The 11,784-nt window shown below is 44.3% G+C and carries 10 protein-coding genes; 2 read left to right on the top strand and 8 right to left on the bottom strand.

Annotated elements, in window-relative coordinates; genetic code table 11:
* The first annotated feature begins 209 nt into the window (after positions 1-209).
* Together MKX35_RS13090 and MKX35_RS13085 are read left to right on the top strand one after the other, a co-directional pair.
* Positions 210-347: a hypothetical protein gene (locus MKX35_RS13090; RefSeq protein ID WP_179086698.1), complete on the top strand. Its 138-nt coding sequence runs from the start codon at positions 210-212 to the stop codon at positions 345-347.
* Between the two features lie 553 nt (positions 348-900).
* Positions 901-1,050 carry a hypothetical protein gene (locus tag MKX35_RS13085; RefSeq protein ID WP_179085767.1) on the top strand — a complete coding sequence of 50 codons (150 nt, stop codon included), beginning with the start codon at positions 901-903 and terminating at the stop codon, positions 1,048-1,050.
* A gap of 320 nt (positions 1,051-1,370) precedes the next feature.
* On the opposite strand, the gene mglC is transcribed toward MKX35_RS13085, so the two are convergent.
* From mglC to purT, 8 genes are all read right to left on the bottom strand, one after another.
* A complete protein-coding gene (gene mglC, locus MKX35_RS13080; protein ID WP_076284599.1) occupies positions 1,371-2,378 on the bottom strand; it encodes a galactose/methyl galactoside ABC transporter permease MglC in 1,008 nt (335 codons plus the stop codon).
* 52 nt (positions 2,379-2,430) lie between these two features.
* A complete protein-coding gene (locus tag MKX35_RS13075) occupies positions 2,431-3,942 on the bottom strand; it encodes a sugar ABC transporter ATP-binding protein (protein WP_076284598.1) in 1,512 nt (503 codons plus the stop codon).
* Between the two features lie 145 nt (positions 3,943-4,087).
* The gene (locus tag MKX35_RS13070; protein ID WP_143759461.1) at positions 4,088-5,164 is read right to left on the bottom strand and encodes a galactose ABC transporter substrate-binding protein; all 1,077 of its coding nucleotides are present in this window, start codon (positions 5,162-5,164) and stop codon (positions 4,088-4,090) included.
* A 283-nt stretch (positions 5,165-5,447) separates the two neighbouring features.
* Positions 5,448-6,470, bottom strand: coding sequence for a substrate-binding domain-containing protein (locus tag MKX35_RS13065; RefSeq protein ID WP_076284597.1), 1,023 nt, complete (start codon positions 6,468-6,470; stop codon positions 5,448-5,450).
* Entirely contained in the window at positions 6,467-8,296 is a 1,830-nt protein-coding gene (locus tag MKX35_RS13060) for a sensor histidine kinase (RefSeq protein ID WP_081382893.1), read from the bottom strand. Before MKX35_RS13060 ends, MKX35_RS13065 begins: the two co-directional genes overlap by 4 nt.
* 2 nt (positions 8,297-8,298) lie before the next feature.
* Positions 8,299-9,951 (bottom strand): response regulator, encoded by a 1,653-nt coding sequence (locus tag MKX35_RS13055; protein WP_076299597.1) that lies wholly within the window; start codon positions 9,949-9,951, stop codon positions 8,299-8,301.
* 157 nt (positions 9,952-10,108) lie between these two features.
* A complete protein-coding gene (locus MKX35_RS13050) occupies positions 10,109-10,573 on the bottom strand; it encodes a GNAT family N-acetyltransferase (RefSeq protein ID WP_231573317.1) in 465 nt (154 codons plus the stop codon).
* Positions 10,563-11,753: a formate-dependent phosphoribosylglycinamide formyltransferase gene (gene purT, locus MKX35_RS13045; protein WP_076299596.1), complete on the bottom strand. Its 1,191-nt coding sequence runs from the start codon at positions 11,751-11,753 to the stop codon at positions 10,563-10,565. Before purT ends, MKX35_RS13050 begins: the two co-directional genes overlap by 11 nt.
* Positions 11,754-11,784: the final 31 nt, after the last annotated feature.

The following is an 11,784-nucleotide window of genomic DNA, read 5'->3' as shown; positions in this document are numbered from 1 at the left end:
TGTGATTTTGATCTTTGAGGTGTGGGAGAAGGGTTAGGGTGTGTAATAGGTGGAGCGTGAGGGAGAACGTGACGGCGAGACTGAAAGCTGTGCAAGTGGTGAGAGGGCTTGCGTGATCGGACTAACGGGCGGAGGGACTTGGATAGAGCACGCCTGGAGCGAGGAGTAACGTAGGATGTGCAGAGTAAGTATGTGGGTGGGTTTGATTTGTGCGAGATGTGCTGAGCGAGCACGGAAGTGCGATTGATGTGATGATGCGGTATGTGCTGAGCGGCCGCTCCACGAACGGAACGTTGCTCCCATCGCTGCTGTCTCCAAATTTTGATTTGTACCTCAGTTTCGGATGAAATTCGGAGACATAGGCGAACGCTACCGCTTGTACACAATCATTCTGTTCTCTCCGCTGCTATCAGCGTGTTACGTCAACACTATCTCACTATGTAGCTCGTTTCTATCGATTCAAGGCAGTTACACCTCCTGTTCTTCCACAGTAGCTCGTTTCGCTATTTCTAGGGTATTTATGCCCCTAATTCTTCCACTTTGGCTCTTTTCCGCTATTTCTGGGGTATTTATGCCCTTTTTTCTTCCACTTTGGCTCTTTTCCGTTATTTCTGGGGTATTTACGCCCTTGTTTCTTCACGCTTCCGCTTCATATAGCTCATTTCAGCTGATTCTACGGGATTATTACCGTTCTTTTACCACATGTAGCTCAATTCCGCCGATTCTACGGGATTTTTACCGTTCATTTGCCACCTGTAGCTCATTTCAGCTGATTCTACGGGATTTTTACCGTTCATTTGCCACATTTCAAACAAAAACGAGTGAAGTGTCTGCATCTAATATAAGTTGGTCTTAGACGTGGCTAAATCGCTATAGGGTTAATGGCGGCAGTAGGAGAAGGTGTTCGCACGATATTGTTATAGCGGTATTGGATATAGTGATGTTGGTTGTGACGGTGTTAGTTGCAGCAGTGTTGTTGTAGCGGTATTGGATGTAGCAATGTTGGTTGTGACGGTGTTAGTTGTATCAGTGTTTTTGCGGCAGTTTTAGTTATAACAGTTTTGGTTGTGGCAGATTTAGTTGTGACAGTGTTAGTTGTTTGTTTTTACCTGCTACTTTTTCGAAGCGAAGCCATCGAAACAGGCATGCCAAAAAGCGTTTGCGATAACTAGCAAACGCTTCTTCTGCCCTACCCCAGCGAGGTGATAAGGATAACGGAGGGGAATTTTGGAGCTGTAGAAACGAAGTGGTCGCCTTTGTTCTCAGATTCCAACCGCTAACGCGGTATCAATCAAGGAATCTGAGAACAACAGCGATCGTAAGCCCAATATTCCCCGGAGTTAGCCCTTAATCACCACGCGACCACGCTGCTACTTCTTCGAAGAGTACTTCCGCATATCAAATGCGACAGCGGCTATAATAATCAAACCTTTGATAATCAACTGATAGTACGGGCTAATACCGATAAAGGTCAGACCGTAGTTAATGAGAGTAAAGATGATAACCCCCACTAGAACACCCGGCACAGTACCGATACCCCCGGTTGTAGATACACCACCAACTACACAAGCTGCAATGGCATCAAGCTCATACATGTTACCGTAGTTATTAGTTGCTCCACCTGTTCTAGCAGCTTCCAGAACACCTGCCAGACCATAAAGCGCACCAGCAATGGCATAGATGTATATCAGGTTCTTGGAAACATCGATACCGGATACTTTAGCTGCCTGCATATTTCCGCCAATCGCATACATGTTCTTACCCAGCTTGGTTTTATTGAATACCACCCACACAATGGCGGCGACCGCCAGGGCTATCAGCACGATATAGGGGATTGAATATTGACCGCTTCCGATAAAGCCGGAACCAATTTTGGTGAAGTCAGGACGCAGACCACCAATCGGCTGGGATTGGTTCGGGTCCATATCAAAGTACAGGGAGTTCAGCCCGTACACGATGAGCATTGTACCCAGGGTAGCGATAAATGGCGGAACGTGAAGCTTGGAAACGACAATACCATTTATAAGTCCACAGAGAAGACCAGCAATGATAGCAATTGCTATAGGAAGGATTACTTCCACTTGCGGAAGATCTGGAAAAAACCGACGGGAATAGTCTGGGATTTGCAGCATCGAAGCGGAGATAACCGCCGTAAAACCAACCACCCGTCCAGCGGACAAGTCAGTACCTGCCGTAATAAGGATAAAGGCAACCCCAAGCGCGATGATAACGCGTGTAGACGACTGAATCAGTACGTCACGCAGGGTGTTGATGGACATAAAGTTTGGATCATATATGATGATCCCCATAATCAGCAGTACCAGCACGATGTAAATTGCGTTTTGAGTCACAAAGGATTGAGCTTTTTTAACGTTCATTAGTAGTGATCCCCCTTAAAATTACGCAAGCATATTCTCCTATCCGTACTCCTTAATGCTGTGCAGCGAGACGCATAACTTCGGTTTCCGTAGCTTGCTCGCCTTCTAATATTCCTGTAAGTCGTCCTTCCGACATGACCATTACACGGTCAGACATTCCGAGCAGCTCCGGCATTTCAGAGGAGATCATAATGATACTTTTCCCTTGCTGGGCCAAGTCGGCAATTATGGAGTAAATCTCGAATTTAGCCCCTACGTCGATACCACGGGTCGGCTCGTCCAGAAGGAGGATTTCGGGCTCAGTAAGCAGCCATCTGGCGAGTAGCACCTTTTGCTGATTACCACCAGAAAGATTCATGATTAACGTTTTGGTTGTAGGTGTTTTAGTTCGTAATTTTTCAATCATTTTATCTACTTCAACTTTTTTCTTCTTGCTATTCAGCAAGAGGTACGGTTTTTGGTAACGATGGAGATTAGCAATCGCACCATTCTCATGGACAGATAAAACTGGGAAGATACCGGTTACACGACGCTCTTCGGTAAGCAAAGCCATTCCGTGTTTCTTAGCATCTTTCGGAGAATTGATAGTAACAACCTTGCCTTTAATAGAGATCGTTCCGGATTTCAAGGCTCGCAAACCGAACAACGCCTCAATTACTTCAGTTCTCTGGGCACCTACCAGACCCCCAACACCAAGGACCTCTCCACGTCTTAATTCGAAAGACACATCTTTAAAAGATCTTTCCTCCGGAGAGGTTAAGCCTTCCACTTTCATGTATACTTCACCAGGTACGTTGAAGCGTTCAGGGAAACGGCTGGTCAAATCGCGGCCCACCATTTTTGAAATGATAATATCTGTAGTTAATTCCGCGGCTGGCCAGGTTCCGATTTTTTTACCGTCACGCATAATAGTAACTTCGTCAGAGATTGCGAGAATCTCTTCCATTTTGTGAGATATATAGATAATAGCTACGCCTCTACTTCTGAGATCCCGTATGATCCGGAATAAATGTTCCACCTCCACACTGGTTAAGGAAGAAGTGGGTTCATCCATTACAATAACTCGGGAGTGAAAAGAGACAGCCTTCGCAATTTCAATGGATTGGATTTTGGATACGGAAAGCTTACCCACTAATGTTTCGGGATTCAGGTCGATATCCAGATCTTTAAACAAATTTTCCGTGTCAGTGAACATTTTCTTATGGTCAATAAACTGAATCGGTCCGATTCCCTTCGTTGGAAAACGTCCTAGCCAGATATTCTCCATAACACTTCGGAACGGCACGGGATGCAGCTCCTGGTGAATCATCGAAATACCACTTTTTAAAGCATCATTTGAACTGCTGATGGAAGCCTTCTCGCCATCCAAAAAGATCTCACCGGCATCCGGTGAATAAATACCAAAAAGACATTTCATAAGTGTGGACTTACCTGCACCATTCTCGCCCATAAGGGCATGCACCGAACCCGGTCTCACCTTTAAACTAACATCATCCAGCGCTTTGACGCCGGGGAATTCTTTAGTAATGTTGTTCATTTCCAGCAAAAACTCAGCTTTTTCCATGTTGTTACGCCCCCTACGCTTTTTTTCTTTTTTATGAGAGGCACAGCGGTTCCATCCTGTTCCCTGCCTAAAAGAAATACCGAGGAGCGGTTATCCGCTCCCCGTGCTGTCATATGATCATGAGTAACTCTGTAGCCGAGGTTAATTACTTAGCGTCAGCTATGTTGTCTTTCGTAATCTTTTTGTAGGAAATCCATACGTATTGGTTATCAGTGATATCAAAGCCTACATTATCTTTCGTAGGCGTTTCGCCTTTAGCAAGCAGAGCGGCAACTGTGATGGCAGCCTTACCTTGGTTATTCGCATCATTTAGCACCGTTCCAAGCATTGTTCCATCTTCCAGCGCTTGAATCGCAGGAGCAGTTGCATCCACACCTACTACCGGCATGAATTTGTCACCCGTAAAGTAGCCTGAGGCTTTCAGAGCTTCGATTGCACCGAGGGCCATATCATCGTTGTTAGCAAGAACCGCTTCAATTTTGTCGCCGTGGGAGCCAAGGAATGCCGCCATTTTTTCTTGTCCTTTTACGCGATCCCACATTGCTGTATCTTCAGCCAGTTTCTCTACCTTGATTCCTGCATCTTCGATAGCTTGAATAGAGTAAGTAGTACGAAGCTCAGCATCTTGGTGTCCTGGTTCACCTTTCAGCATTACATATTGGAGAACTCCGTCGCCGTTCTTGTCCGCTTCAGGATGTGCTTTCCAGTAGTCAACAATCAGTTGGCCGGACATTGTACCGGACTCTTCTGCTTTCGCACCTACATAATAAACTTTATCCCATTTCTTCATATCTTCAGGAAGCGGTTCGCGGTTAAGGAATACCACTGGAATGTTTGCTGTTTTTGCTTTTTCGATAATGACGCCAGCAGCTGTACGGTCAACTGGGTTAATCAGCATCCCGTTATATTTTTTAGTGATGAATAAGTCAACCTTGTCATTTTGTGTGGGTTGTGAATTTTGGCTATCTACGATATCTACTGTAGCGATGCCTTTAGCAGCACTATCGATAGCGTTACGAACACCTGTCATAAAAGTATCGTCAAATTTGTAAATGGCGACCCCAACTTTAGGCGTTTCTGTTGTAGTGCCCGAGTTCTCAGTCTTTGGAGCGTTAGTTGCCTTGTCTGTAGCACTATCTGTAGTTTTGTTGTTGCCACCACAGCCTGTCAGAGCAGCACCCAGCAAAGCACTAGCTAATAGAACGGAAGTGATTTTTTTCATTATTCATTGACCTCCTATTTATACTTCTTTTTTTGTTTGCCCCTGATCGTCTCGGGTACATCCATATTATGCCTCACCTGAAAACGCTTGCGAATATAAAATCCTACTCATTACTATAAAAATTCTAATGAACCCAAGAAGAAATATAAGGATGATTTTCATTAAAAATTTATACTTTCTTATATTCTAAAATAAAAAACGAATACCGCCCCATTCAAGGATGGTATCCGTTACACGAAACGTATAAGCATAAACGCCTTCGGCGCCTATTTTAAATCAGCTTCTATCTAACAAACGGAAATAACAGCTTTTGATTCTCTGGCCACAGCATATTGTCCAAATCAATTAACTTTGTTCCTGTATCGACGCGTTCTGGTACATCGATTCCTTCGATCACTTCAACGGCATGTTTTACAGCCAAATACCCGTTGCTAAAAGGATTTTGGATCACTGTTGCTTGAACAGTACCGTCCTGCAGCAATTCCATCATGGAAGGAGAGCTATCAAAGGCTACCATTTTTATATTTTGCAGCCCCCGACTTTGGATAGCCATTGCCGCCCCCTGTGAAGCAGTCTCATTCAGGCTCGCGATTCCCCGAAGATTCGGATGCTTCAGCAGCATCAGTTGCGTAAGATCTTCTGCATCCTTAATACTGGAGGTCGTGTATGAAATCTCAACCACTTGTATATTCGGATAACGTGCAGTGTAATTTAAAAATCCCTTCTCCCGCTCCTCCGCATCTCTTGCACCATACTCAATGCCGTTAGAAGACTCCAGCTTCTCACTCTGCGTTGAATTGGTGAAGTTAATAATGCCAACCTCGCCGTATCCTTTTAACAGCTTGATCAATCTTTCTGCAGATTTTTGACCCGCTTCATAGCCGTTCGAGCCAATATATGTCCTTACTCTTGCTGAACCTACTTCCGCATCTACGGATATGACAGGGATTTTGGAATAAGCCGCCTGATCTACAACCTGAGCAAGCCCCATGTAACTACTTGCAGCTAAAATAATCACGTCTGCTTTTTCTTTTATGGAGTCCTGCACCATTTTCACCTGTTCTGTGATGTCACTCTCGGAGTCCGGAGCTTTGAAGGTTAGTTTGACGTTGAATTCCTGCGCTGCAGCTTCTGCTCCCAATTTAACCGTATTCCAGTAATCGCCCCTGTTCATTTTCACAATAAGATGGATATTACGGGTCTTATTTGTGTTGATGTAATTGGGCGCTGAATTAAAACAAGAGGTAACTGTAGTCCATAACACCGCACACATTAACAAGGTTAGCCAAAAACGAAAGGTTTTCATGACGATGTCTCATCCTCCTTAAGCCCTTCATTGCCTTCGCCTTTTGCTAATGCCGGGAAGATAAGGGTAACCGTAGTGCCTTCTTCAATTTCACTTTCAAAAGAAAGTCCATATTCACGGCCATAGTACAACTCAATACGCTCGTTCACATTTCTTACGCCTACCCCGGAACCACTCATACTCTTACTGCCGCCTGTCAAAATAACCTTCATAGTCTCCTTGGACATTCCTAATCCATTATCACTAATCCTTATAATGACAAGATTGTCCTTCAGTTCTGCTTGGATAGAGATAAAGCCTTCATCAGGCATCATTTCTATTCCGTGATACAAGGCATTCTCTACAATCGGCTGCAAAATCAGCTTAATCGTCTGACACTGCAGTACTTCATCTTGTGCAATGATCTCGTAGCGGAATTTATTTTTAAAACGAAAGCTCTGAATGACGAGATAATGACGAATATGATCAAGCTCTTCCTGCACGGTAATCATATTATTCCCTTTGCTTAGACTAATTCGGAAAAACTTAGATAAAGATTGAATCATTGTAACGACCTCCTCCGTCTTACCACGCTCAGCAAGCCGGATCACAGAGTTCAAAGTATTGTACAAAAAGTGTGGATTAATCTGGGATTGCAGAACTTCAAGCTCACCCTTACGTTTCGTCTCTTGTTCATAAATAATTTGATCCATCAATTGACGAATACGCTGTAGCATGAGGTTAAAGCGTTTAGACAACTGTTCTACCTCATAGGCGCCACTCACATCGATTCGAGTATTAAGATCCCCTTCTCCTACCTGCTGAAGTGTCCGTTCCAGCTTACGGATCGGGCGGGCAATTCGCGCAGACAAAACGACAGATACGATAATTACACATAAAATAACTACCGCTAAGAACCAGGATAAAAAGGTGTTCAGATCACGCTTGGTGGTCACGATCTCGTCATAATAAGCAACACCTACTATTTTCCACCCGGTCTGTTCTAACGTACGTACTGTAATAAATCGTTTTTCACCTGTAGACTCATCCAAATAGCTACGATAAGCATATTCCAATACCGGCTCCACATTCTCATACTTTAAACCAGCATAAATAAGCTGCTGCTGCGGATGATACACGATGTTGCCTAACTGATCGAGGATGTAAGCGTATCCTCTTTTACCAAGCTTAACCTGCTTACTCAGCTCATCTATGGTGCGAAAGTTAAAATCCATCAGGAGGATACCCGTTTTTAGGACTCCATTTTCCTGATATTGAATGAGTTTACTGATCGACACGACCCAAATGTATTGACCTTTAAACAAGTTCTGAATATGGGGCGCTGAATAGGAGATCTCCGATGTTCTTTTGGCCGTAGTAAACCAACTCTGAGTTTCTAACTGTGTGTTGCTGCGCAGCTTCTGTCCTGCTGTACCCACGACGTATTTCCCCTGAGGAGTAAAAACCGCTGCAGAAACCAGATCCTCTCTACTTCCCATTAACATCGCCATTCTTTCCATCAGTAAAGCGGAGTCCACGGAGGGACTATTCGTAATTTGATCTTCTGCGGTTTCAAAAATATTTCGCATACCTTTTACATAAAGCTCCAAATTATAGTTCACTTGCTCAATAATCTGCTGCATATTCATATTGGCATTTTCTTCTGCTGTCTTCGCAAACTTGTTATACAGCATAAGACTAACAACGACGGCTACTAGAACGGCAACGGATGTAAAAGTGAGCGTAATTGTCACTTGAATGCTCCGCAGCTTGGAGGACAATCGACGTTTCCCCCCTTTGGGATGCTGCGGCCGAAGTCGAAAAGAATAGGACTTTTCTTGCCGCATGACTACCCTCCTCTGGAGCTATTTTTATACTCTTTGGGAGACTGACCATATTTTTTACGGAAGCAAAAGCTAAAATAGTTAGGATCAGCAAAGCCAATTTTCTCAGCGATTTCAAAAGCCTTCAGTTCCGTGGACCGTAAAAGCTCCTTTGCTGCCTCTAATCGGATTTGCAAGAGATAACTAACGAATGTCATCTTCATTTCCTTCTTAAAAATACTGCTAAAATAACCCGTACTAATATGTAAATGCTGGCAAACCTTTCCGATAGAAATATCTGATTCCTCATAGTGGCTACGGATATAATCTTTAGCTTCATCAATAAGCAGTTTATAGCTGGATTGGCGTTCTAAAGCAATGGAGTCCATTAGTCGGCTGCAGATCGTAATAATCCACTGCTTGGCTTCACTCATACTATTGAATTTATTCATATCGGTTAATGAGGAAATGCCAGATCCTACGAATTTAGCAGCATCACTACCGGATTCTTTGGCTACACGCAGGATGGATGTAATAATCTCCAGCAAAAAAATCTGATAATCCTGAGTAGATACCTGCTCAGCATCTAATCCGCCAAATAACTCCTCAACGACTTCCTTAAGCTCCTGTACGGTTCCCATCTTAATGGTTCGGATTAAGGACTGCTGGGTCAGTTCATCATAGGTCAAGAATGTATTCGAACGTGACTCCACATCCTCGATCCAAATGACTCGGTTATTGCCGAGAATGAGCCGATAATCTAACGCTTGCATGGCATCTCCAAAGGAGTTAAATAGCATAGCCGGCGAGTGACACACCGTTCCAGAACCAGCGGTTACCGTTAGCTTTAGAAACCGCTGCACATTGTGGCGGATTTCTTCTAGAATCTCAAAGGTCTTCCCCGTAATTTCAGCTTCTTCACCTGCATCACAAATGGAAAGGAGCACTACCTCATCACGATGGATAAACACCCTGCCAAAACTATGCTTAGTACATAGTTCTTCTGCAATATTCAGCACAGCGAATAGCTGTAAATTCCTCTCTCCTGTATCACGTAAAGAAATTTGCTTACCTGAGATATGTCCAACCGTTTCCCGCTCTGGACGAATATAATCCACACTAATTACCGAGGCTTGGAACCATTTTCCATGTAGATCTATTCCGTATTCCGAGCTTTTCTCGTCTATTTCATTCATTCGTAGCTTGCGTGAAACTAGTGAAGATAAGAACTGTTCACGCAGTACAGGCAGACTTTTTCGATAATGCTCGCTGAGTACAAAAACATTTTCTTTCTCTGCGATTTCAGCCTCTATGGTGGCTCTAACCTTAACAAGAACATCAATCAATTCCTGAGAAGAAAACGGTTTCAAAATATACTCATCAATTTGTAGTTTAATCGCCTTCTGTGCATATTCAAATTCATCATACCCCGTCAGAATAATGATCTTGGTATTAGGATGCCGATCGCGAATCCATTCCGCCAGCTGCAGCCCGTTCATAAAAGGCATTTGAATATCAGTCACAACTACATCCGGGAGCAAACGATCTATCGCATCCGCTGCCTCTCGTCCATTCTCCGCCTGTTCTACAATTTCGAAACCATAGTGCTCCCAATCAATCTGCCCGATGACCCCTTCTCTAACATCTTCTTCATCTTCAGCAAGAATTAACTTGTACATTTCTCATCCCTCTTTGGAAAAGATTTATTTAACTGTCGTAAAATTCATTCTATATGATTCAAACTATTCCATCTATGGTTAAGTTATTTAAATAGATTTTGAGCAAAAAAAACCATCCCGCCGTAGCTGGGATGGGGATGATCGGAACCTATAAGTATTATAGCAACGCTTTGTTAAAGCGATAGCCTGCTGTCTTTTCGAAACCTAGATGACGATAAAAAGCATGTGCCGGTGCGCGTTCTACGCGGTTACCACTTCTCAAGAAGAGCTGACAGCAACCTTGCTCACGTGCCCATTCTTCAGCTGCGGCCACAAGTCTTTTACCGAGTCCGTTTCCTCTGAGTTCTTCTGATACGATAAGTGCAGTAATCTCAGTGATACAATCTGTCTGTTTGTAATACGAGATTACCTGTCTAAGACCGACCATTCCCACAACTTCATTGTTTAGTTCTGCAACAAGCGTGCATTGGAGATGGTTATTCTCCATGCTTTCCAGTCTCTCTTTCATCACGCTAAGCGTTGTTGGATAGCCGAATTCACGCAGAAGCGCTGTCACTCTCTCCAGATCATTCAAGCCGCATTTGCGAATTTCCAGTACAGGTGCCATGGTACTACTGTTCATCCTCATTTACCTCCACTTTTAGCATAGACGCTGCCTGCTTGGCTACCGTCCGCGCGATTTCCACATTTTCCGCCGCACTTAACGCTACAGCCATCCGCCGCCCTGGACGGACTTCTGGTTTACCAAACACCCGAACCTGAGTCCTAGGTAGTTCCAAAGCTTCACCAATTCCGGTCACAACAAAAGCTCGTCCTTCTCCTTCAGCCTTCAGCGTAGCTGAGGCACCTGGTGTCAGTAATTGTACTGACTGGACTGGAAAACCAAGAATAGCTCTGACATGCACTGCAAATTGAGATAAATCCTGCGTTGCCATCGTTACCATCCCCGTATCATGAGGTCTAGGGGACACTTCACTAAACAATACGCCTCGATCCGTCAAGAAAAGCTCCACTCCAAAAATACCAAAACCTCCGAGCTGATCGGTAACTGCCTTGGCAATAGACTGAGCTTCATCCAGAAGTTCCGCCTTCATAAAGTGAGGCTGCCATGATTCGACATAATCCCCGTCCTTCTGAATATGCCCAATAGGTGGACAAAATATCGTGCCAGACACGGACCGCACCGTTAAAAGTGTAATCTCGCTTTCAAAGGTAACGAATGCCTCTACGATAACACGAGTCCCTTTAGCTCTCGCTCCATCCAAAGCAGTGTTCCAGCATTCTTCTGCATCTTCAGGCCTTTTGCAAACACTCTGACCTTTGCCGGAAGAACTCATAATCGGCTTGATGACACAAGGAGTGCCTAGTTCTGCAACGGCTTGATGCAGTTCTTCCAGACTATCTGCAAAACGATAATCCGCTGTTGGCAATCCAAGTTCTTCAGCAGCAAGTCGGCGAATGCCTTCTCTGTCCATGGTCAGACGAGCCGCTCGTGCGGTCGGAACAACGAAGAAACCTTCCTCTTCAAGCTCTTGAAGAGCATGAGTAGCGATTGCTTCAATCTCCGGAACAATAATATCCGGTTTTTCTGAGCGAATAAGCGTTTTAAGCGCCTCTGCATCCAGCATATCAATAACATGTGAACGATGAGCTACACCCATCGCTGGTGCATCGCTATAACGGTCTACAGCTACGGTCTCTACGCCAAGACGTTGAGCTTCGATTATGACTTCCTTACCCAGTTCCCCGCTGCCCAGTAGCAGCAGCTTGCGGCTTTGAGCTGAAAAAGGAGCTCCCCACATTGTCGATTTCAACCTCTTTCGGCAAATTGAC

Origin of the sequence: Paenibacillus sp. FSL R5-0923 (assembly GCF_038009145.1) — a bacterium.
Lineage (GTDB): Bacteria > Bacillota > Bacilli > Paenibacillales > Paenibacillaceae > Paenibacillus_AQ.
This window is presented reverse-complemented; position numbering and strand designations above follow the sequence as displayed.

Coding starts and splice junctions, on each gene's coding strand:
- purT (WP_076299596.1), bottom strand. CDS start 11,753: ATGTGGGGAGCTCCTTTTTCAGCTCAAAGCCGCAAGCTGCTGCTACTG.
- mglC (WP_076284599.1), bottom strand. CDS start 2,378: ATGAACGTTAAAAAAGCTCAATCCTTTGTGACTCAAAACGCAATTTAC.
- MKX35_RS13075 (WP_076284598.1), bottom strand. CDS start 3,942: ATGGAAAAAGCTGAGTTTTTGCTGGAAATGAACAACATTACTAAAGAA.
- MKX35_RS13060 (WP_081382893.1), bottom strand. CDS start 8,296: ATGCGGCAAGAAAAGTCCTATTCTTTTCGACTTCGGCCGCAGCATCCC.
- MKX35_RS13070 (WP_143759461.1), bottom strand. CDS start 5,164: ATGAAAAAAATCACTTCCGTTCTATTAGCTAGTGCTTTGCTGGGTGCT.
- MKX35_RS13055 (WP_076299597.1), bottom strand. CDS start 9,951: ATGTACAAGTTAATTCTTGCTGAAGATGAAGAAGATGTTAGAGAAGGG.
- MKX35_RS13065 (WP_076284597.1), bottom strand. CDS start 6,470: ATGAAAACCTTTCGTTTTTGGCTAACCTTGTTAATGTGTGCGGTGTTA.
- MKX35_RS13050 (WP_231573317.1), bottom strand. CDS start 10,573: ATGAACAGTAGTACCATGGCACCTGTACTGGAAATTCGCAAATGCGGC.